Source organism: Kordia zhangzhouensis (genome assembly GCF_001005305.1).
Taxonomy (GTDB): Bacteria; Bacteroidota; Bacteroidia; order Flavobacteriales; family Flavobacteriaceae; genus Kordia; species Kordia zhangzhouensis.
The window spans coordinates 124,817-147,114 of sequence record NZ_LBMH01000007.1 but is presented as its reverse complement, the minus strand read 5'-3'; the positions used below and the strand labels follow the sequence as shown (position 1 = coordinate 147,114).

Below are 22,298 nucleotides of genomic sequence, written 5' to 3'. Positions count from 1 at the left end.
AAAAGGGTAAAATTAATTAGATCGTTTTGTTCCATATGCTAAGTCGCCAGCGTCACCCAATCCAGGCACAATATATCCGCGACTGTTCAATTGATTGTCAACAGCAGCAATCCATAAATGTGTATGTAAAGGAAAATGCTCCTGTACATACTCAACACCTTCTGTAGAGCCTAACACAGAGATAATATGAAGGTTTTTGGGAGTTCCTTCCTGAAGCAACACTTCATACACACTTTTCATAGTACGCCCTGTTGCTAACATTGGATCAACCAACACTAAAGTTTTTCCTTCTAGTGAGGGTGTAGCCATATAATTTACAACAATTTCAAATTCATCACCATCATTTATATGATGACGATATGCAGAAACAAAAGCATTTTCAGCTTGATCAAAATAATTCAATACTCCTTGATGTAAAGGCAAACCTGCACGTAATATGGAACAAATAACAATATCGTTTATCGGTAATTGCATTTTTTTACTGCCTAGAGGAGTTGTAATTGTTTGTGAGGTATTTTCTAAAACCTTACTGCATTCGTAACTTAAAATTTCACCTACACGCTCAATATTTCGACGAAAACGCATCGCATCTTTTTGAATTGAAACATCACGTAATTCGGAAATAAATTGATTTAGTAAAGAAGATTGAGAAGTAAAATCGTGAACGGTCATAAATCATTGTTTTAAACTACAATAGTACTAATTTTTTACGAAGCTCAGGATACGATTGTTTGAAATCCTAACATTCAGTTAATCTTATAAAAGAAAAATCTAGCGGTGTTTTTAGTATATTCGCCAAAAAAATAGAGGCAATGTTAAAAGGTGTTTTATTTGATATGGATGGAGTTATTGTTGATACCGAACCGTTACATCACAAAGCTTATTATAACATGTTTGATGAGGTAGGAATCGAAGTATCTCCCGAATTATATCAATCTTTTACAGGGCAATCAACAATCAATATATGTAAGCGGTTATGTGATCATTTTTCATTGGAAGCTTCTCCTGAACGCTTAATGCAATTAAAACGAAATTACTTTGCCCATTTATTTGCCAATGATGATAGTTTACAGATGATTGATGGTGTATTGCAAATCATTCAAGAATATCATGAAAACAATCTAAAACTTGTATTGGCTTCTTCGGCTTCTATGATGACAATCAATAATGTATTTGAACGATTTAACTTAGATCAATATTTTATAGCAAAATTTAGTGGAGCCGATTTACGTCAATCCAAACCCCATCCAGAAATTTTTGAAAAAGCAGCGCATGCCACAGGACATGAACGTTCGCATTGTATGGTAATAGAAGATTCAACCAACGGGATTAAAGCGGCAAATGCTGCAGGAATATTTTGTGTTGGCTATGATAGTAAACATTCTAAAAACCAAGACTATTCCTTAGCAAATATGATTATTTCTGACTTTGAGGAAATTCGGCACCAAAAAATTCAAGAAAAATTTATTCGGTAAAATTTACCAAAACTTCCACCATTTTTTAGCTGGCTTTTCGTTTGGGGAAAGTGTGTTTTCATTACTATCATCATCTTCATCTTCAAGATTAACACCTAGTGAACGTAGCATATCATTCATTCCAAAAGAAGCAATAGTGTTATAACTATCCGTTATATCAAAATAAATCGTTTTTCCGCTTTTGGTAGTAATTAAGTCGTATATGCGTTCTTCTTTTACTAACGATTGCGATTCAAATTCTTCACTGATAAAGCTCAAAACGTCGCGTTCATCACTTACACGTAACACTACATATGGGTGCTCTTTACTACCATCTCCTGTGAGTAAAATACCTTCTAAGATTCGATGCGCTAAAAAAAATTCTGAAGATGCATCCTTTTCGTTTCCTAATTGAGTAGCTGCATATTTTTTATATAGATGTGCTCTCGGACTCATAATCACATTAATATTATTATAATGCAGTACCTTTTCATAATTTGCAACTTCAAGCAACTCTTGTAGTTTAGAAATATCATCAGAATACGGGTTGTATTCTTCGTGAGTGATTACGTAATTCCTAGCTTTTAAAAAATTTTCTTGAGTAGGATCTTTGAAGAAATTTAAAAATTCATCAGTCATAATATACAATGCTACGAGTGTTTCTTTAAAAACAGGTTTTCTCAAAGATACATTTTTTAATAGAATTCTTCCAATTTTTAAGGAAACCACGTAAAGTCTTGTACTTTTTATAAAGCAAGGAACTTTTACCAAAACTTTACAACGGTAAAATTTGCGGAAAATGCAAATTGGCTTAGTTTTGCACTTCTCTTAAAAAGAAAGCTGTGATAGAAGATATAATAATAACAATGTTGTGGAGTATTTCGCCTTTTGGAGAAGCCAAAGTGGGGATACCTATAGGTTTAAAATCGGGAACGAATCCATACATTATTTTTGTAGCAGCTTTTGTAGCCAATGTGTTGGTATTTCCAGTAATGATTTTTTTCTTGGATCACGTAAATCGTTATTTATTACGATGGCATTTTTATAAAAAAGGCGCGTTATTCGTAGCGAAAAAAGCAAAAAAAGGAGCCAAAGATAAAATTCAAAAATACGGCTTTTGGGGCTTAATGCTATTTGTAATGATTCCTGTGCCAGGAACAGGTGTATATGCAGGAACCATTGCTACGTATCTATTCAATATAGAACGTAAAAAAGCCTTTGCAGCCAATACAATCGGTATCTTTTTCTCTTCTGTAATTGTGTGGTTTGCTACAATGGCAACGTTAAAAGCGATTGAGTAAGATTTATATTTACAAAAACAAGCTCACTATTGAAAGAATTACTAATGAGCCCAATCCAATCACGAAAATAGTAATCATACGTCCAATAGCTTTGTCTTTTTCATGCTGAGGAGCGTTTGAAAACTTCTGATGCCGCTTTTCGTACTGTTTTTTTGAGCCAAAAAGAAGTGTTACAATTAAATAAATAATAGTAATTAACGGAATAGCAACAATCTTTCCGATAACTTTGCCTGTGCTTCTTCCGAAAATACTCTTTAAAAAACGCGTCAAATCTTTGCTTAAATCATCTGTAAAAAAGCTCCAAATAATCACGATTACAAACAAATAAATCATGATGGTCGCTGCAAATAGCAAATTTCCATACAAACGACCTTTGTTTGTGTCATATCCTTTAGATTTTAAATCGTGATACTGACTTCCATATAAAGCATCAATACTATTCATAGATAAAAGTTTAAACACTTAAATTTCAGTAATATATATAATATTTACAACTCTGGGATTAATTTGAAGCACTATAAACTCAATTTTCCCATCTGTACTTCTGTAGAAATGTTAAGTGAAGAAGAAGTATAATGCTTGCGAAATATGGAAGGAGCAACACCTTTAATTTCTTTGAACTTTCTATTAAAATTTGAAATATTAAAAAATCCGCAAGAAAAAGCGATTTCTGCAATTGAAAGTTGGGGTTTATTTATAAAGGCTTTGCATGCATTTTCAATTCGTACCTCTGTTAAAAACCTAAAAAAAGTTTTATTGGTTCGCTGTTTAAAATATTTGCAAAAAGCATTAGGAGTCATGTTTGCAATTGATGAAATATCGTTTAATGCAATCTTTTGTTCATAATTATTCATTACGAATTCAAAAACAGCACTCATTCGCTTTCCTTCATCGTCAGTATAAGTTTTTGTATTTAGAAATGAAGAAACCGTTTCATAATTCGATTCAGATAGTATAGAAAGCATCTCAAAAAAAGTGGCAAACTGCTGAATAGGATTTTCAACTAAAATACGTTCAAAATGTGTTCTTAATGAGTATAAATTTGTTTTAAATTTGATCCCAAAGTTCGCATCCTGAAGTAACTCTTTTGCCTTTTGTAGTGTTGGTAATGAAAAAAATTGAGGACCAAAACTAGTGGTCGTAAAAAAAAGAGAAATCATATAACAATCTTGTCCATCTACAATGTCACTTTTCAAAACATGCGGTACATGACTTCCAAATAACAACACATCATTTGGTTGAAAATCACGAATTGTATCACCCACAATAAAAGTGCCTTTCCCTCTAATAATACATGAAAGTTGAATTTCTTCATGTTGATGTAATTGCTCATAAAATGCTGTGCCACAATCTTCTTGAACAATTAAAATATCGCTTTCGGCTTTGGGTATTTTAAAAGGTAAAACTTTCATTTATAACTATTCTAGTATTCCTAAAATCATAGGAAGTTGACAATAAAATTACGCTAAAATTAATCTTAAATCATGTAAAAATTAATTTTTTGGATAATATAGTATCAATATTGGATAATATCTACTATTTCAAACCAGAGATGTAGCAGTACTTTTATCCTACTAAAAAAAGACTTATGAAAATCAATTGGAAAGGGGTCATGCCTGCAGTGACAACTAAGTTTACGAATAAGGATACGTTAGATTTAGAAATGTTTGCTGTAAATATAAAAGCACAAATAGATGCAGGCGTACACGGAATTATTTTAGGAGGAACACTTGGCGAAGCTAGCACATTATCAAAAGAAGAAAAAAGAATTTTAGTGCGAGAAACGGTTAAGATTGTTGAAGGAAAAGTGCCTGTAATTAGTAACATTGCTGAACAAACTACAAAAGAAGCTAAGCAAGCAGCGCATGATGCTAAACAAGATGGAGCAAGCGGTTTAATGATGTTGCCGCCAATGCGCTACAAAGCTGATGCAAGAGAAACAATTACTTATTTTAAGGCAGTTGCCAACAGTACAAATTTGCCGATAATGGTGTATAACAATCCTGTTGATTACGGAATTGAAGTAACTCTAGATATGTTTGAAGAGCTACTAAATGAATGCCCAAATATTCAAGCTGTCAAAGAATCTACTAGAGATATTTCAAATATAACACGTATTAAAAATCGTTTTGGAGATAGGTTATCTATTTTATGCGGCGTAGATACTTTAGCACTAGAAAGTTTATTAATGGGAGCAGAAGGTTGGGTAGCAGGTTTGGTCTGTGCATTTCCTGCCGAAACAGTTGCCATATATGCATTGGCTAAAGCAGGAAAAATAGACGAAGCAGTTGCTATTTATAGATGGTTTTTACCTTTGTTAGAATTAGATATCAATACGAAACTTGTTCAGAATATAAAATTGGCAGAAGTTGCAACAGGGATAGGAACCGAAAATGTTCGTGAACCACGATTGCCATTAGTAGGAACTGAAAGAGCATCTGTGTTAGATAGTATTCAAAAAGGAGTCAATTCAAGACCTCAATTGCCCAATTATAAACAATATCTTTAAGAACTGAGGTATATTTACTAATACAATTTTATCATAAAAAGTACAATCGTAATGATAACTGGAAAAAACTATATTGGAACTACTCTTTCTGCAAAAGGAACGACCACTTATACAACATTTAATCCTCAAAGAAATAAAGAAAACACTACTGTTTTTACAGAAGCAACTCCCGAAGAAATTAATCAAGCAGTAGAAGCGGCTTCTGAAGCATTTAAAACGTATCGAACTGTTTCGGGAAGTGAAAAAGCTACTTTTTTAAACGCTATTGCAGATGAAATTTTAGCACTAGAAGACGAATTGATTACAATTTATACAGCAGAAAGTGGTTTGCCAGAAGGAAGAGCATTGGGTGAACGAGGAAGAACCATAGCACAATTGCGAATGTTTGCCAATGTAGTGGGAGAAGGCTCTTGGGTTGAAGCAACAATTGATCCTGCACAACCTAATCGGGAGCCCAATCCAAGAGCAGATATACGAAAAATGTTAGTTCCTATTGGTCCTGTGGTTGTTTTTGGCGCAAGTAACTTTCCTTTAGCTTTTTCGACTGCTGGAGGCGATACTGTTTCGGCTTTGGCTTCTGGTTGTCCTGTGATTGTAAAATCGCACCCAATGCATGCAGGGACGAGTGAATTAGTTGCTACTGCAATTATTAAAGCAGTAAAGAAAACATCAATGCCTAACGGTGTTTTTTCGCATTTAAATAGTCGCGGAATAGAGGTTGGACAACAATTGGTACAGCATCCAAAGGTAAAAGCAGTAGGTTTTACAGGAAGTCTTCGTGGCGGGCGTGCATTATTAGACATTGCAGCAAATCGAAAAGAACCAATTCCTGTATTTACCGAAATGGGAAGCATCAATCCTGTGATATTGCTTCCTAAAGCGACACAAGAAAAAGCTGAAATTTGGGCAAAAACCTATGCAAGCTCTATAACTTTAGGAGCGGGACAATTTTGTACAAATCCTGGGTTGGTTATTGGAATAAAAAGCGAAGGGTTGTTCAAATTTAGCGCTACGTTGGTTTCAGAAATTGTAAAAATAGCACCGCAATGTATGCTACATCCAAAAATTCAGGAAAACTATCAAAAGCTAGTATCACAAGCAAAAACACAAAAACATGTTGAGATTGTAGCGGATTTGCATACAAATGTAGATGAAAATTATGCTCAACAAACCATAGCAAAGGTTTCAGGAAAAGAATTTATAGCCAATAAAACACTACAAGAAGAAGTGTTTGGACCTTTTTCCTTACTTGTAGAATGTGAAAATAAAGAAGAACTGGAAAATGTACTTGCTTGTATGAATGGACAACTAACGGGAACAATTCTTTCTGAACAAAACGAACTAGATGATTTTTCTACCGTTGTCGATATTTTATCAGAAAAAGTGGGACGAATTATTCACAATGGCGTTCCTACAGGTGTTGAAGTAACAACAGCAATGCAACATGGAGGACCGTATCCAGCCTCATCAGATAGTAGATTTACAGCAGTTGGAACTGATGCAATTAAACGTTGGGTGCGACCTTTTGCGTATCAAGACTGGCCAAACGAAAGCTTACCCGACGCTCTAAAGAACGAGAATCCGTTACAAATTTTTAGGAAGGTAGATCTAATTAACACAAAAGAAGCATTATAAAAAATTGCTATGAAGAAGACTTTTTTTTGTATTGATGCGCATACGTGCGGAAATCCGGTTAGAGTAGTTGCTGGTGGCGGACCCAATTTAGAAGGAAACACGATGAGTGAAAAGCGTCAGCATTTTCTAAAAGACTACGATTGGATACGAAAAGGACTCATGTTTGAACCTCGTGGTCATGATATGATGAGTGGAAGTATTTTATTTCCTCCAAGTAAACTAGAAAATGATTTTGGTATTTTATTTATAGAAACTTCGGGCTGTTTACCAATGTGTGGACATGGAACAATTGGAACAATCACAATAGCCATTCAAGAAGGATTGATTATACCTAAAAAAGAAGGCAAAATACGAATGGAAGCTCCTGCTGGGTTAGTAGAAATAGAATACCAACAAACAGGAAAAAAGGTAGATTGGGTACGACTAACAAATGTAAAAAGTTATCTAGCGGCTGAAAATTTGACAATTGAATGTCCCGAACTCGGTGAACTTTCTTTTGATGTTGCCTATGGCGGAAATTACTACGCAATTATTGATCCGCAACAAAACTTTACAGGGATTCAAGATGTTACAGCAAATCAAATTATTCAATATTCACAAATAATACGTACACGCATCAATAAAAAATATCCTAATATGTTTATTCATCCAGAAAATGATACTATTCGAGATGTTTCACATGTATTGTGGACAGGCAACCCAATTGATGAAACATCTTCTGGGAGAAACGCCGTATTTTATGGAGACAAAGCAATTGATAGAAGTCCGTGTGGTACAGGAACATCTGCACGAATGGCACAATTGTACGCAAAAGGAAAACTAAAAGTAGGTGAGGACTTTATTCATGAAAGTTATATTGGCTCTAAATTTACAGGTCGTATTGTTGAAGAAGCTACATTAGATGGTAAATTAGCCATTATACCAAGCATTCAAGGTTGGGCAAAAGTATATGGATACAATACCATTATTATTGATGATGATGATCCGTATGCGTATGGTTTTCAAGTGATTTAGTAGTACTTAATATTGAAAAATGGGTAGAGAGTGCTAGAAACATCTATAAACAGTAACTCTACAAAACAAACAATAAAAATCTAGCATATTGAAAAAAGAAGTAGTCATAATTGGCGGCGGTATAATAGGGCTTTTTTGTGCATATTATTTGCAGCAAGAAGGGCATCAAGTAAGTATCATTGATAAAAGTGATTTTACCCAAGGAGCATCTTTTGTGAATGCAGGTTATATCACGCCAAGTCACATCATTCCTTTAGCGTCTCCAGGAATGATTACAAAAGGACTAAAATGGATGTTTAATGCTTCGAGTCCGTTTTATGTAAAACCTCGTTTAGAAAAAGACTTTTTAAAATGGTCTTGGTTATTTAAAAAATCTGCAACAACCAAGCATGTAGCGCATTCCATTCCAATTATTAAAGATCTCAATTTGCTGAGTCGCGATTTGTATGAAGATTTGAAAAAAGTAAATCAATTTGACTTTCATTACGAGCGAAAAGGATTGTTGATGTGTTATCAAACGGATAAAGAAGGTGAAGCAGAATGGGAAATGGGCAAACGAGCCATTCAAGAAGGTTTGCATGTACAACATCTTACCAAAGAAGAAGTAAAACGGATAGAGCCAAACGTACAATTTAACATTAAAGGAGCGGTATATTTTGATTCGGATGCTCACATGACGCCAACGAATTTTATGCCACAAATGATTGCATTTTTGAAAGGAAAAGGAGTTCAATGTTATGCAAATGAGGAAATTACTGATTTTCAGTTTTCAAAAAACAGAGTAGTTTCTGTTCAAACATCAAAACAAACGTTCACTGCAGACGAGTTTATACTTTCGGCAGGTTCTTGGAGTTCATTATTAGCTAAAAAATTACAATTACAAATTCCGCTTGAAGCAGGAAAAGGATACCGTATTGATGTAAAAGAAAGCACAGGAATTACCATACCGGCGATATTGGCAGAAGCCAAAGTGGCTGTGACACCAATGCAGGGTTTCACAAGATTTGCAGGAACAATGGAATTAGGAGGAATTAATCATAAAATAAATCCAAAGCGAGTACTCGCCATCGCTAAAGCAGCAGAAAGTTTTTATGATGGGTTAAAGATTCCTTCAGGAGCAATTGCAAATGCCGCTTGCGGTTTGCGTCCATGTTCTCCTGACGGTTTGCCTTATATTGGAAAAACTAGTAAGTATCTTAATCTTACAATTGCAACAGGTCATGCTATGATGGGTTGGAGCTTAGGACCAGCTACAGGAAAACTAGTCAGCGAATTGATAGAAGAGAAGCCAACTTCAATGCCTTTAAATGGTTTTGGAGTTGAACGTTTTAGCTAAAATATTTTTTATAAGTTTCTATATATTTTATAGAATAGGATACAACAAAAACCAGTTGTAAAGGGCAGATGGTTTTATAAAAATATTGAATGAGGGACGATTTATTTTTTTTAATATTACTTCCCGATACAAAAAATGAAATATATTGATTTAATCAGGGTTTGGGAGTGTCTTGTGTCAAGATTGAGCCAAAAACCTTGAAAAAATGCGAAAATAAAGGCAAATATCGGAAAGTTATTGATATTTGAAAATGATAGGAAATGATACTTTTGAATTTACATTTTTATTGGTTGATTGGGCAGGTATCCAATTAGGCATATTAGAAATAATTTTAGCAACAATATTTTCATATTGATATGATATATCATTTGATAAGTTTTCTTTTTCTAATTCAGTTAAATTGCCTTTTATTGATGTGTTAAAGTTGTAGTCACTTAAAGAGCCATCAGTATTTACTTGAATTGTTGCTATTACTTCAACTTCATCTATTCTATTATCTAAATTTTTAATTTTTGGAAATTCAATCTTTGAATATATGTACTTATTAAGTCGTTGTTTACCACCTTTAAACTCTGCCACTCTATCAATTTTTGTTAGAGGTGTAATTTTTTGAGCTGTTGTATCATTGCTTTGTGGTTCGTAATAATAATATTTTGATAAAATTAAATTGGTAAGTGTTTCAGCATCTTTTTTTGATATTTTACTTATATATCTATTATCGATACTTGGTGGCCTCACAAAATTATAAACATTATCATAGTCATTGTTTGACACTTTTGAAATAGAAGTCAAAAATTTATATTTAATTGAGTCATTTTCTCTTACAATATTTAATTGACTTTTTAAGCTATCTTTTGAAATTGTGCTTGAATTTATTTCTAAAGCATTTATTATAAAATAAGTATATCCTGTTGAATAATGATAGTTTGGATTTTCTATATCTATTTGAATTTTGCAAAATGCTATAAATTGGTTTAATGCTGTTTTATCTTCTTCTGAAAGGTAGGTTTCTTCATACTTTACTGGTGGTGTCCAATCCACTATAACAACATTAGTTTTTAAAGTATCTTTTTGTGCTTGAACATTTGAAAATGCTAATAAAAAAGATAGACCTACAAATACCTTTAATAAATTCATACTGAAATACTTTTGACAAATGTAATCAAAATCTCATTTACTAATCATAGATGATTAGATAAATCATAAATGATTAGTTGAATTTTACGGTAAAATTTTTTACTTACTGATTTGATTCACGTTAGAGATGAGAAATATTTAAAGCAATTTGGTAAATACCTTAAGAAATTAAGGGAAGAAAGAAATATGTCTCAAGAATTTTTAGCGAATAAATCTGATGTTGCATTGGCTCAAATTACAAGGATAGAAAGAGGAGTAATAAATCCAACTATTTGTACTATAAAAGCTTTAGCCTTTGGTTTGGAAGTGAAAACATCTGAAATGTTTGAATTTGAAAATTAGTTTTTTCTTTGCCTTTCTCTATCTGTTTCAAACATTACTATTTCTATTGCTCTCATTGGAGTTATTGAGTATTTAAAATGCTTTTGTACGATATCGTGTATTTTAAAATAATTCTTATCATTTGAGATTGACTCCATTTTTTCTAAATAATTCAGGTAATTTTTAGGGTTGGCTATTCCATATTGTGATTTTTTACCTGTTACATATCTAAATATTCTACTATCCCAAATGGCATAATTGTGAGGGTTTATAAAGTGCAATAATTTAGATGTTCCAACCATTGAATTATTTATACATTCTTTGATTTTATTAATTTCATCTTCCTTTAATCTGTGATTGGATTTTACGGCATTAAGATATTTTAATACTTCCCCTGAATTTTTAGTATCTAATTGAATTATTGTAGGCATCCAACCATATACAAAATGACTGCTTATAACCAAATGTTTATGCTCAATTTTAGGTAGTTCTTCAAAGTAGTTAAGAAATGCTGTGTATGAACCTATATAAGAATCATTCTCGGTTAATTTTAGTTTCTTGGCATCTCTATATATGTTTTCAAATGTAAGGTTTTGCATTTCTTTAATGTATTGAATAACAAATTTATTGATTTAATTAAACTTGCACATCTTGAATACTATAGTTATCTTTGTGAGATAAGTTTTAGTGATGATTTCAGATTCTAAAATTCTCGAAAATTTTGGTTTGCGTGTTAAGGAATTGCGTAAACAAAATGAACTTTCCCAAGAACAATTAGCACAAAAGGCTAAACTTCATAGAACATACATAGGAATGATTGAGAGAGCAGAAAAGAATATAACCTTATTGAACATTGAAAAACTCGCTAAAGCTCTTAAAGTAAACGTAAAAGAGTTGTTTTAGATGAATAGAACTTTATTAAATAATAGGGATAGCATTAAAGATTTTTTTAAATCGAAGTACAAAATAAATATTGAAGAAGCGAACTTTTCAACTGGCTGGATTCCTAAATACATATTATTAGATAGAACAAGAAATATTCATTCTTATGCTGTCTTTGTAAATTCAATTGAAATAAGTAAAGAAGAATTAATTGAATATTCTAAAATTCGTTATTCAAGTTTAGACAGGCCACTCTTTATTTTTCATTATAAGCATGATGAAACTCTTTCATTTTTTGAAATCAATGACTTTAAGAATAATGTGTTTTCAGAAAAAAAATATGAGTCGATCAATTTATGGAACGACTTTAATAGTGTGGCATCAAAAATCAAAGCTGAATTATGAATGATATAGAATTATATAAAGAGTTAGTTGATTTTTGTAATGCTAACAAAGATAATATTGAAACTAAATTTGACCGAGAGGTTAAGTTTACCTCCTTTAATGAGGACTGTTTTAATGAAATGTATCTAAAAATTAAAAATGAACCAAATCCGATTGCCCCAAAGGAATTAAAAACTAGAATTGAAGGGCTAACAGAATGTTACAAAAAAATGGGTTTCAAGTTCATGAGGAAAAGAAATAAGATGATAAAAGGCCTAGATATTCAACTTGGGCAATGGTACGAAAAGGCATTTCAGTTTTATTTAGAATCAAAAGGTATTATTGTTGCTAAAAAAGGGTTCCCTTTTCCTGACTTTGTAGTTAACCCAGAAAAGCCAAAAGCATATTACGAATTAAAATATATTGAAGCTCCTTTCATAAGTGCGAATAATATGGTTAAAAATACTTACCCTTATACTTCAACACGTTATGATTATGAATGTTCTTTAACTTTAGATACAGGAAAAAAATTACAAGGACAAAGAGATAAATATGAAAATGAAATAAAAAGTAAAGGCGTCCCTTTTTATTTTGTTTGGTGGTTTGACGCACCTCATTTAAAAGGAATTTTTTTCATGAACGCAGAAGAAGTATTTGATTATTGGGATAATGTAGGAACTCTTCACAATAGAGAAGAAAGAGAGGGAGATAAAATTGCAAATCAAATTAAGGGTAAAATATATCCACCATTACTTAAAATGGACTCTTTATCATCATTTTTAAACATTGTTAGTTAATATGGATTTTTGTTTTGTATATAGTTCGGGAGGTGGTGCTGGAGATTGGAATGCAATTGATAGAATTTGGCAGGATTCTATGCCTCAATATTTTAGAAATAATTTATTGATAAAGTTCGGAGATATTTTTTTTAATCACAGGTCTAGTAACAACTTAATCAAACCATCTTATTGGAATAATACTGATAATGCACGTCAATGGCTATTTAATAACACTAATGACAATTCATTATTTGAGACTGATGGTTTGGTTTTGGATGTTGGAACTTCAAAAATTGTAAGTTTTATTACTCACCATAATGAAAATATGAATGGTGTTGAGATAATCCAAGAATTTGATAGACTAATTAATGATGAGCAAATTTTAGATAAATTCAATCAAATTATAGTTAATTCAAACATTTCAAATGCTGTAACTTTTGATATCCCAAACCTTTTCAAAGTAAGAACTCAAGTAGGTAACCAATCAAGGAATTTATTTTCTGAAAATGGATGCAGACAACTACTTATTGAAGCATCTGCAAAATATGCTAATTACACTTATAATGGAATAGGACAAAACCCTAATTTATTGCTTACAATAATTTCCGCACATTGGTCTGATGAGGATATTGAGCAATATTTGAATTTACTTAACTATAATCCTACAAAACTTGCTATTGGTGGGTTAACTGATTATAGAGTTGCTGAATTTTCTGAAATGCTTGTAAGACTTAATAACTTATTAAACTTTTCAAATTATGAAAGAGTACATTTTTTAGGTAGTGGTGGAATTAGGAAAGCTAATATTATAACTGAAACTTTAGGGAATTTAGAAAATTTTTCTGTTGATAATACTACAGCTTATAATCGTGCAATTGACGGAAACAAGAGAGGAACTTCTATGTCGGGATATTATGACTATGTTTCCAAAGATTTAATTAGAATAAACCCTCAAAATAGAAGTCGTATTCTACAACTACATTCAGAAGTTCCTAATAATCGTGCGTATTTTTCTAATGAAGAAATGACTGATATAATTGATTCAATTTTACTGCATCAATCAAATAACACTTCTCATAATACTTTTAACAACCGTGCAAAATTAGTGATTCATAATTTTGATGTGTATAGGTATAATATAGAGTAAATTAATTAAACAACTCTCTTATTGCTTCGTTCTGTACTCTTTTATTAATAATTTCAGAGTATTCTTCATCTAATTCAATACCTAATCCTACTCTTTCAAGTTTTTGTGCAGCTACTAGTGTGGTTCCGCTACCTAAAAACGGATCGAGAACTATATCGTTTTTATCAGTTGTCATTTTAATAATTCGTTCTATCATTGGTGTAGGATAGATACAAGGGTGTTTAGTTAACCCGAGTTTGTTTTTAGTCATATTATTAACTCTATCAAAATACCAAAAATCACTACTTGGTATATCGAAGTTCCATGTATCTGTTGGGTTTCTACCTTTTCCACCAACTAGTCGTTTATCATTTTTCGTAATATACGGTATTCTTATTTCGTCAAGATTGAATTTGTAGCTTTTAATATCTTTTACAAACCAAAGTATTGATTCCCATCTACCACTTAATCTATTAGTACAATTTTGCATATTGTTAAAGTGCCAAATAATAGAGTTTCTTAAATAAAAACCATTTTTTTTAAAGATAAAATATGCTATCGCATCCAAAGGAATGATTTCTTTTGTTTTTTTATCTGGTATTGGAGAAACATTTAATAGAAAACTTCCATCCTTACAAAGAATTTTATTTGCTTTTTTAGCAACATTATCAATTAACTCTTCCCATTCTTCTAAAGGCCTATTATCGTTATACTTACCATACTTCTTGTCTAAATTATAAGGTGGGGAAGTAACAATAGTATTTATAGATTCTTCAGGGATTTTTCCCATTACATCAAGGCAATCTCCAATTGTATAATAACAATCTTTTATTTTTACTACGTCCTCATTATTTATATTAAAAAATCTATTTTTAGCCATTTGATAATCTTTTATTTGCTATATCTATATATTCTTTTTCAGTTTCATATCCAACATATTTTCTCTCTAATTTCTTTGCAACAACAGCCGTAGTTCCACTACCCATAAATGGGTCCAGTATTATGTCATTTTTATTACTTCCAACTTTTATTATTCTTTCAATTAATTCTTCTGGATATTGAGCAGGGTGTTCAGTCCTTTCAGGTGAATTACCACTAACTAATGAAATTCGCCAAACATCAGACGGATTTTTTAATTGACTTTTATATCTGTCAGGTCTGTAGTTTAACGCTGGTATTTTAACATCATCAAGGTTAAACGTGTACTTATCTTTATTTTTTGTAAAGAAAAAAACATATTCATACCTCGAACAAAATCTTTTATTTGTTGAACCTCCCCAATCAAAATTCCAAATAATAATATTTTTTAAATACATGTCTTGAAAAAAATCCATAACCCAAAAAGGAGGTATCATATTCCCTTTATCGTATCTGTTTTTGATGTTAAACCAAATTTGTCCATCATCTTTTAAAACTCTTTTTGTTTCGTTTATTGTTTTTTCAAGTAGATTTCTATAATTTTCTTCATCAAGATTGTCTTTATATTTTTTTCCTTTAGATGAGATTAATTTCCCATTTTCCCATTTGTTACCATAATTAATATTTATATTATATGGTGGAGATGTAACCATTAAATCAACACTTTTATCTTCCAATTCCTGCATTGATTCTGAACTTTTATGGAAAATTCTATTCATTACCTTTACGCTATTTATAGTATGCAAAGGTAATAATTTTAAATCACTATGCAATAAGAAGTCCTGTTATAAATTTCGCCTTTGTAAAAAACAATAAACGCCCTCTTTTTTATGCGAAACATAACATTAGAGAGCATTTAATTAAAAATCAATATGTTTTATTGACTATTAGGGCAACTGTAGTCTATCATCACGTTTTTTCATAAACTCAATTACATCTTTTGATACTTTTATTGAACTTTCATTAATTCTACTTTTTAAAACAAGCCCATTTAATGAAGTACATCTACTTAACGCTACATATATTTGCCCTTTTTCAAAAGAACTTCCTATGTCGGCAATTACATTGTCAAATGTTAAACCTTGACTTTTATGAACTGTAATAGCGTATGCTAATTTTAATGGATATTGTTCAAAACTTCCAATGTCTGAATGTGAAAATTTGTTATCAATTACTGTATGTTTTCTATTCGCCCAAGTTTCTTTTTGAACTTCAATAACACTATTATCATCACATTTTACAATAATTTTATCTTTTGCTAATTTCTTAACCACTCCCAATTTTCCATTATATATTTCTTGTGAGTTAGAATTTTTTACAAACATCACTTTAGCACCAACTTTTAGCACTAAATTTTCAGGTGCAGGAATACTTTTAACCGATATATTACCCTCAATTTTGGCTTTATACTCCATTGAGTCGCCTTTTAATTCATTAAGTTTTTGGTAATTGATTTTATCAACAATATTGTTGTGGGAAGCAATTACAATATAATTATCATCAAAAAAATTAGACTCAATTTTGGAGTTCAAAGTTCTTTTTGATTGAATGGACAAAGAGTTAGTTCTAATCTCATTCAATATTTTAATCAATTCTGTATCTTTTTGGCGATAAATTTTTTGAAGTTCGATTATTAGTGGTTGATTTGGTCTTATAACATTAGAATCAAAAAAATATTCAGAATTGTAATGTTTTAGCAATTCAATTTTTTCTTCTCTTTTTACAATTGGGGGTAACTGAAATAAATCCCCAATAAAAACAACTTGTATCCCACCAAAAGGCTTTTTACTTCTTCTTACTGCTTGTAAAATTGCATTAATAACATCAATAGTATCACTTCTAACCATTGAAACCTCATCTATAAACAATACTTCAAGTTTTCTAATAAGTGTTATTTTTTCAAAACTTAATTTAAAAAATTCATGAACACGATTTTTTCTTGTTTCAGGATTATAGGAAAATATGATGTTGTTGGGGTAAATTGGATTATGTGGTAAATTAAAAAAAGAGTGTATCGTTTCCCCCTCTGCATTCATAGCAGCAATGGCAGTAGGTGCGAGAACAATCATATTTTTATCAATGTGTTGTTGTACATACTTTAAAAAATGTGTTTTACCGCTACCAGCATATCCAGTAAGAAACATATTTTGTTTAGGAAAATCTTCTACTATTTCAACTGAGAAGTTTAACAACTCATTTTCTGTGTCTAATGTAATTTTCTGTGTCATAATATTATATTGTTTTATCCATTTAACTATTAGGTAATTTGATTAACTTTCTAAAAGGTTATCCCAAGTATCTGAAACTTGTTGAATTAAATTTGGTTTTAGGTGTAATTTCCCATGTTTATCGATTGTTTCTAACAATCTCTTTTTTTGATAATTGAATTTTTGACGTTTTGTTTTTAGCAATTTTTTACGATAAATTTCACTTTGCCAATTAGCACATAATTGCCTTTCGTAATTGCTTAATAAGTGTTGAGGTATGGTATTATCATAAAATAGTATCTCACTTAATTTTTCTATTAGTTGCTCTTTCAAAAAAATGAGGTTATTTTTATTCAATAAACTATCGAATGTATGGAAATTATAAGGGTCTAAAATTCGTTTTTTATGCACTTTAATCTCATACCTCAACAATTCGTAAGGAAGTTTGTATTGCATAGATTTACTGTATAATTTAAGCTGATATTCTTGCAAAACACATCTTTTTCCAATACTTGCTAAATTGTCGCCATCCATATCTTGAAAAAACTTGTTTTTATAGTTGAAAGCTAAATCCGTAAGATTAAGAGCTTTAATAGTATCGTCTAATAAAATATTCAGCCCAAACTCAAAAGACCTTAGAATTAAATCGCTAGGGTGTGAATAGAGCGTGTCTGCAAGTTCATGAATAGCACAAGCCAAGTCAGAGTATGGTAAATTTGTATAGTTTTCTTCATACCAATACTTTGTAATACTACCCGAAAACTCTACCCAATTATTATAACCAACTTTAATTTTACAATTTGATTTAGGGTCATTGTACCAAGCATATTTTATATGTCTTTGATTTTTATATATAATACCCTCAACAAACTTGATGTCTTCACGTTCCAAAAACAATCTATGGTTGTCTATTCTTCTAAATAACCTAATAAAATCAATCATTTTAGTAAATCATTTAGAAGGTCATCAGTCAATTTATCTGCTATTTCATTTAAATCTTGCTCACTATTTATTCTTCCATTTTCAATAAATTGCAATAGGTCAGATTTTTTAAACAGCATCATTTTTCCATTCGGTTTATATTTTGGAATGGAACAAGCAGAAGTGATTTTATAAAAGGTACTTTTTGAAATGCCTAAAAATGTAGACGCTTCTTCAGTATTTAGATATTCTTTTTGTTGAATACCTAAATTTTGAATTAACTTTTTTAGTTCTGAAATCTCTGTATATAAAGCGTCTAAACTCATAGTTTCTTGCTGTTTGCTTAGGCAAATGTTGCAAGAATATGAGCTCGATTTTCACTCTAATTTTAGGATTAGAGCAGTATTTTTAGTAGGTATTGTGAATAAAGGGATTTAAAGCGAAAAAAACTTCACTCTAATTTCATATTATAGTAAGTGCTGAACAAATTTGTTGCAATTCTCGTTTTTTTGCAACTGAAACAGGGCTATTATTTTGAGAATATTGGTCTTTAGAAACTTCAACAATAAGCCCGTTTTCGTTTTTAAATGTAAACATTAAGGGCAGGATGTCTTTAAATTTTGTACGATTGTAGTGTAATTCTTTTTTCTTCTCTTTAAATATCCTAAACAAATGATTGAGTTTATTTAGGTTTTGCTTCCAATGAATTTTTTTGTCGTCTGGTTGAAACTCTTCCTGAAAAAAAATTAAAAAATCAACAAATTCAATTGGTTCAATATATTCTAAGACTTCTAATGTTTCTTTGAATTTTCTTAGTTGGTTTTGATGCCCTTGATAATTTAATCCCTTATTAACCTTTGGTATAAAAGTGCTTAAGAGTTTATCTAACAGACTATTTTGAAAAAGATGTATTTCTTTATATCGTTTATCAAAAGCATCATTTTTAAGCACTTCTATTTCTTTCAAATACTCAATGCTTTTAGGGTTTTCATTAGTAATTTTACTTACATCAATATAAATATTGAATAGCTGATTATTGTAAATATCTTTTAACAAAACATCTAACTCATTGGACTTTAAAAATCGTTTTAAATCATTGATGAGGTTTACTTTTTTATCAAAAGTATTCTGTTCATATAAAAATGCTTTTGTGTGTTCAATCAAACTATCATTTATATTTTTTTGACTAATGAAACTTGCATTTACAATACGTTCTGAAATGTGTCTTGATGTCGTTTTATCCATTTATCTAAAAAGTAAAATTGTTAATCTTTTTTTGTTTTATTAAAACTCATAAGTTCAGCAGCAATTCTTAAATCTTCAGGCATCACTTTAGCATATATCTGAGTAGTTTTTAAATCAGCATGTCCTAATAATTTATTTACTTGTGTTATATCAGCTCCTTTATGTAACAATATAGTTGCATAAGTATGTCTTGCACAATGAAATGTTATTTTTTTTTGAATTCCAGCTTTATATACCCAATCACACAAAATTGCATTCTGCCAACTATGAAATTTTAAATCTTTAAATATAAGTTCATTGGGTTCGCTTTGTTTACCCAAAATTTCAATTGCTTCTTTGTTTATAGGATGATATTGTAATCCTTTCGTTTTTTGTCTGTTAAATGGTATGAAATAGTTGTTTTCATGGTCTTTTTTAATGTCTTTCCATTGCAATTTTTGAATATCTGCTTTTGATATTCCAGTTCTACAAGAAAATAGAAACGCTTTTTTGAGCATAGCGTTTTTGCATTCTGTTCTTTCTAATTTCAACACTTCTTCTTCGGTTAAATATTGACGTTCTGCTTGTTCTACAGTTGGTGCTTTTACATATTCAGCATAATCAATATCAATCAACCTATCTCTAAAAGCATCATGAATTCCATGCTTTAAAACATTGAAATAACTATTTGCAGAAGCACTTTTTAGTTTTTGAGTTTCAAGCAAAAACTGTCGAAAACGCTCCAACCATTTTATATCCATTTCGCTAAATTTTAATCCGCTAGGGTTAAATGCTTTTAAGTGTTTTAGTGTAGAACGCCAAGTATGATAATTTTTACCTGTATCTTTTCTATGTTCAGTTAATATTGCAAAATATTGAACAAAATCTTTTGCTTTGCTTTTAGGCGCTTTTATACCTAATTCATTATTCTGTATTTTGAGAGTTAATTGAGCTATATATGTTTCTGTCAGTTTCTTTGTTGCTTTATTGTGTTCCTTTTCAGCTTTATTTTTGGGTTTATCATAATAAAACATTCCTGTTCGGTTACGCTTTCTTTTTCCATTCAAAATAAAATTAACATAAATACTACTTTTTCCGCCTTTTGCAGGTCTTAAATATGTTTTAACACTCATAATATATCCGATTTTATTAAAAATTTACGACTACTTAATTTTTTAACTTCTACTTTATCGTCTTTTATCCAACGACTTAAAGTCTTTCTACTAATGCCTTTCATTTCACAATAATCATTTGGTGTAATGAAATTTCCTTTACCAATTTTTTGCACTCTTAATAACTCACTTAATGAAACTTGAATTTGTTGTAAGGCTTGTGAATGAATATGCAATTCACGTTTTACATATTCTTCAAAATTGGATTCTAATATAGATTCATCTCGTTTTCTCACTTTATAAGCACGAGAAGCACATTTATGACTACAATACTTAGTAGTTCTCTTTTGAGCCATAAACTCTTTTCTACAGAACAAACAAATTTTATTATAAGTCCTTGTTGAAGTCATAATAGAAAGACATTAACATACCATAAGTGGACATAAGCAGACAAAATAAAAATGATATTTAATACATAGCTGAATATTTTGACACAAATTGACACAAATAGTATTTTTGTGACCAAATATATTCAATATATCTGACACAAAAAACGACTAAATGAAACTAAAAGAAAATCATATTTTCATAAACGCCTGATTTACATTGCTTTTTATTGCATTTGTTTTCAGATGTTTTCCATAGTCATTTTCCGATACAAAAATTAGCAAAGATATTTCCGAGCAAATCGTCGCTTGTAATTTCTCCAGTAATTTCTCCAAAATGATACAGCGCTTGTCTGATATCAATTGCCATCAAATCGCCAGAAAGACCAATTTCCAACCCTTGGTGTACTTTGTCAATCTCTTCCAAAGCTTTTAATAATGCATCATAATGACGTGTGTTTGTGATTATGGTTTCATTGTTTCGTAATGCACCTGTATTTACAAATGAAACAAGTTTTTCTTTTAAGAAATCAACTCCTATATTTTTTTTGGCAGAAAGGATATGAATTTGTTCAATTTCTATTTGTAATTGAGCAATTTGAGACTCTTGTAGCATGTCAATTTTATTCGCTACAATGATTAAAGGTTTCTGAGGGTATTTATTTTTGATTTTTCCAATTTCTGTCTTCAACAAAGCTAAACTTTCCTCGGTTAACTGCGAACTATCAATCAAATAGATAACAACTTGTGCTTGCTCAATTTTTTCAAATGTCTTTTGAATGCCAATACTTTCTACAACATCTTTAGTTTCTCTAATTCCTGCTGTATCAATAAAACGAAAACCAATTCCATCAATTATTAGTTCATCTTCAATGGTATCACGAGTAGTTCCTGCAATATCCGAAACAATGGCACGTTCTTCGTTTAATAAAGCATTTAATAATGTAGATTTTCCCACATTTGGTTCTCCAACAATAGCCACAGGAATTCCATTTTTGATTACGTTTCCTACTGCAAAGGAATCTATCAAGCGTTTAAGGACAAATTGGATGCGTTCTACTAGCGATTTAAATTGTGTACGATCGGCAAATTCTACATCTTCTTCAGCAAAATCTAACTCTAATTCAATAAGAGAAGCAAAATTCAAGAGTTCTTCACGTAAATTTTTAATTTCATTGCTAAAACCTCCACGCATTTGTTGCATAGCCAATTGATGCGACGCTTCCGAATCACTTGCAATCAAATCTGCTACAGCTTCTGCTTGAGAAAGATCTAATTTTCCATTCAAAAATGCACGCAAAGTAAATTCTCCAGCATTCGCATTTCTACAACCATTTCGCAGTAACAACTGAATAATTTGTTGTTGAATATATACAGAACCATGACAGGAAATTTCAATGGTATTTTCGCCCGTGTAGGAGTGAGGACCTTTAAAAATAGATACCAGCACTTCATCCAAAAAGCGGTCATTATCTACAATATGTCCTAAATGAATGGTATGTGATTTTTGTGTACTTAATTTTTTATTACGAATAGACTTAAATAATGGTTCACAGATAGTAATAGCATCTTTTCCTGAAACGCGAATTACAGAAATAGCACCTGCTCCAGAAGGTGTTGCTAATGCAACAATCGTATCATTTTGGATCATG

General features: G+C 31.0%; 26 protein-coding genes. 11 read left to right on the top strand and 15 right to left on the bottom strand.

Annotated features, from left to right (window positions below; translation table 11 throughout):
* Nucleotides 1-12: 12 nt before the first annotated feature.
* Nucleotides 13-672 carry a uracil phosphoribosyltransferase gene (upp, locus tag AA088_RS12560; protein ID WP_046745360.1) on the bottom strand — a complete coding sequence of 220 codons (660 nt, stop codon included), beginning with the start codon at nt 670-672 and terminating at the stop codon, nt 13-15.
* A 140-nt stretch (nt 673-812) separates the two neighbouring features.
* On the opposite strand from upp, the gene AA088_RS12555 reads away from it, so the two are divergent.
* Entirely contained in the window at nt 813-1,475 is a 663-nt protein-coding gene (locus AA088_RS12555) for an HAD family hydrolase (RefSeq protein ID WP_046745359.1), read from the top strand.
* 3 nt (nt 1,476-1,478) lie between these two features.
* On the opposite strand, the gene AA088_RS12550 is transcribed toward AA088_RS12555, so the two are convergent.
* A complete protein-coding gene (locus tag AA088_RS12550; RefSeq protein WP_157547195.1) occupies nt 1,479-2,138 on the bottom strand; it encodes a DUF4919 domain-containing protein in 660 nt (219 codons plus the stop codon).
* A 158-nt stretch (nt 2,139-2,296) separates the two neighbouring features.
* Here AA088_RS12550 and AA088_RS12545 point away from each other — a divergent pair, with 158 nt between their 5' ends.
* Entirely contained in the window at nt 2,297-2,755 is a 459-nt protein-coding gene (locus AA088_RS12545; protein ID WP_046745357.1) for a COG2426 family protein, read from the top strand.
* A gap of 9 nt (nt 2,756-2,764) precedes the next feature.
* Here the strand turns inward: AA088_RS12545 and AA088_RS12540 are convergent, their stop codons facing one another.
* Both AA088_RS12540 and AA088_RS12535 read right to left on the bottom strand, forming a co-directional pair.
* The gene (locus tag AA088_RS12540; RefSeq protein ID WP_046745356.1) at nt 2,765-3,199 is read right to left on the bottom strand and encodes a hypothetical protein; all 435 of its coding nucleotides are present in this window, start codon (nt 3,197-3,199) and stop codon (nt 2,765-2,767) included.
* 71 nt (nt 3,200-3,270) lie between these two features.
* The gene (locus tag AA088_RS12535) at nt 3,271-4,167 is read right to left on the bottom strand and encodes an AraC family transcriptional regulator (RefSeq protein ID WP_046745355.1); all 897 of its coding nucleotides are present in this window, start codon (nt 4,165-4,167) and stop codon (nt 3,271-3,273) included.
* A gap of 176 nt (nt 4,168-4,343) precedes the next feature.
* On the opposite strand from AA088_RS12535, the gene AA088_RS12530 reads away from it, so the two are divergent.
* The 4 genes from AA088_RS12530 to AA088_RS12515 all read left to right on the top strand — a co-directional run bounded on the left by AA088_RS12530 (nt 4,344) and on the right by AA088_RS12515 (nt 9,249).
* Nucleotides 4,344-5,264 carry a dihydrodipicolinate synthase family protein gene (locus tag AA088_RS12530; protein ID WP_046745354.1) on the top strand — a complete coding sequence of 307 codons (921 nt, stop codon included), beginning with the start codon at nt 4,344-4,346 and terminating at the stop codon, nt 5,262-5,264.
* A 51-nt stretch (nt 5,265-5,315) separates the two neighbouring features.
* On the top strand, nt 5,316-6,899 hold the full coding sequence (locus AA088_RS12525; protein ID WP_046745353.1) for an aldehyde dehydrogenase (NADP(+)): 1,584 nt from the start codon (nt 5,316-5,318) through the stop codon (nt 6,897-6,899).
* Nucleotides 6,900-6,908: 9 nt separating this feature from the next.
* Complete coding sequence (locus tag AA088_RS12520; protein ID WP_046745352.1) at nt 6,909-7,913, top strand: 4-hydroxyproline epimerase; 1,005 nt, start codon at nt 6,909-6,911, stop codon at nt 7,911-7,913.
* A gap of 88 nt (nt 7,914-8,001) precedes the next feature.
* The gene (locus AA088_RS12515; RefSeq protein WP_046745351.1) at nt 8,002-9,249 is read left to right on the top strand and encodes an NAD(P)/FAD-dependent oxidoreductase; all 1,248 of its coding nucleotides are present in this window, start codon (nt 8,002-8,004) and stop codon (nt 9,247-9,249) included.
* A gap of 234 nt (nt 9,250-9,483) precedes the next feature.
* On the opposite strand, the gene AA088_RS12510 is transcribed toward AA088_RS12515, so the two are convergent.
* Nucleotides 9,484-10,386, bottom strand: coding sequence for a hypothetical protein (locus AA088_RS12510; RefSeq protein WP_046745350.1), 903 nt, complete (start codon nt 10,384-10,386; stop codon nt 9,484-9,486).
* 111 nt (nt 10,387-10,497) lie between these two features.
* Between AA088_RS12510 and AA088_RS12505 the strand changes: the two genes are divergently transcribed.
* Nucleotides 10,498-10,728 carry a helix-turn-helix domain-containing protein gene (locus AA088_RS12505; protein ID WP_046745349.1) on the top strand — a complete coding sequence of 77 codons (231 nt, stop codon included), beginning with the start codon at nt 10,498-10,500 and terminating at the stop codon, nt 10,726-10,728.
* Here the strand turns inward: AA088_RS12505 and AA088_RS12500 are convergent.
* On the bottom strand, nt 10,725-11,306 hold the full coding sequence (locus tag AA088_RS12500; RefSeq protein WP_046745348.1) for a hypothetical protein: 582 nt from the start codon (nt 11,304-11,306) through the stop codon (nt 10,725-10,727). The genes AA088_RS12505 and AA088_RS12500 overlap by 4 nt on opposite strands.
* Before the next feature lie 91 nt (nt 11,307-11,397).
* Between AA088_RS12500 and AA088_RS12495 the strand changes: the two genes are divergently transcribed.
* The 4 genes from AA088_RS12495 to AA088_RS12480 are packed head-to-tail and all read left to right on the top strand — an operon-like array spanning nt 11,398 to nt 13,899.
* The gene (locus AA088_RS12495) at nt 11,398-11,610 is read left to right on the top strand and encodes a helix-turn-helix domain-containing protein (RefSeq protein WP_082106737.1); all 213 of its coding nucleotides are present in this window, start codon (nt 11,398-11,400) and stop codon (nt 11,608-11,610) included.
* The gene (locus tag AA088_RS17710) at nt 11,611-11,994 is read left to right on the top strand and encodes a hypothetical protein (RefSeq protein WP_052752890.1); all 384 of its coding nucleotides are present in this window, start codon (nt 11,611-11,613) and stop codon (nt 11,992-11,994) included. It begins immediately after the preceding gene.
* Complete coding sequence (locus tag AA088_RS12485; protein WP_046745347.1) at nt 11,991-12,770, top strand: hypothetical protein; 780 nt, start codon at nt 11,991-11,993, stop codon at nt 12,768-12,770. The genes AA088_RS17710 and AA088_RS12485 overlap by 4 nt, the downstream gene beginning before the upstream one ends.
* A 1-nt stretch (nt 12,771) precedes the next feature.
* Nucleotides 12,772-13,899, top strand: a complete 1,128-nt coding sequence (locus AA088_RS12480; protein ID WP_046745346.1) for a hypothetical protein — start codon at nt 12,772-12,774, stop codon at nt 13,897-13,899.
* Between the two features lies 1 nt (nt 13,900).
* Here AA088_RS12480 and AA088_RS12475 read toward each other — a convergent pair whose 3' ends face one another.
* From AA088_RS12475 to mnmE, 9 genes are all read right to left on the bottom strand, one after another.
* Complete coding sequence (locus tag AA088_RS12475; RefSeq protein ID WP_046745345.1) at nt 13,901-14,758, bottom strand: DNA-methyltransferase; 858 nt, start codon at nt 14,756-14,758, stop codon at nt 13,901-13,903.
* Nucleotides 14,751-15,515 carry a DNA-methyltransferase gene (locus tag AA088_RS12470; RefSeq protein WP_046745344.1) on the bottom strand — a complete coding sequence of 255 codons (765 nt, stop codon included), beginning with the start codon at nt 15,513-15,515 and terminating at the stop codon, nt 14,751-14,753. Before AA088_RS12470 ends, AA088_RS12475 begins: the two co-directional genes overlap by 8 nt.
* A 168-nt stretch (nt 15,516-15,683) precedes the next feature.
* Entirely contained in the window at nt 15,684-17,024 is a 1,341-nt protein-coding gene (locus AA088_RS12465; RefSeq protein WP_052752889.1) for an ATP-dependent DNA helicase, read from the bottom strand.
* Nucleotides 17,025-17,066: 42 nt separating this feature from the next.
* Nucleotides 17,067-17,945 carry a hypothetical protein gene (locus AA088_RS12460; protein ID WP_046745343.1) on the bottom strand — a complete coding sequence of 293 codons (879 nt, stop codon included), beginning with the start codon at nt 17,943-17,945 and terminating at the stop codon, nt 17,067-17,069.
* On the bottom strand, nt 17,942-18,250 hold the full coding sequence (locus tag AA088_RS12455; protein ID WP_046745342.1) for a helix-turn-helix domain-containing protein: 309 nt from the start codon (nt 18,248-18,250) through the stop codon (nt 17,942-17,944). Before AA088_RS12455 ends, AA088_RS12460 begins: the two co-directional genes overlap by 4 nt.
* A 136-nt stretch (nt 18,251-18,386) precedes the next feature.
* A complete protein-coding gene (locus AA088_RS12450; RefSeq protein ID WP_046745341.1) occupies nt 18,387-19,169 on the bottom strand; it encodes a hypothetical protein in 783 nt (260 codons plus the stop codon).
* A gap of 20 nt (nt 19,170-19,189) precedes the next feature.
* Nucleotides 19,190-20,281 (bottom strand): site-specific integrase, encoded by a 1,092-nt coding sequence (locus AA088_RS12445; RefSeq protein ID WP_046745340.1) that lies wholly within the window; start codon nt 20,279-20,281, stop codon nt 19,190-19,192.
* The gene (locus AA088_RS12440; protein ID WP_052752888.1) at nt 20,278-20,616 is read right to left on the bottom strand and encodes a MerR family transcriptional regulator; all 339 of its coding nucleotides are present in this window, start codon (nt 20,614-20,616) and stop codon (nt 20,278-20,280) included. Before AA088_RS12440 ends, AA088_RS12445 begins: the two co-directional genes overlap by 4 nt.
* 289 nt (nt 20,617-20,905) lie before the next feature.
* Entirely contained in the window at nt 20,906-22,297 is a 1,392-nt protein-coding gene (gene mnmE, locus AA088_RS12435) for a tRNA uridine-5-carboxymethylaminomethyl(34) synthesis GTPase MnmE (RefSeq protein ID WP_046745338.1), read from the bottom strand.
* Between the last annotated feature and the right edge of the window lies 1 nt (nt 22,298).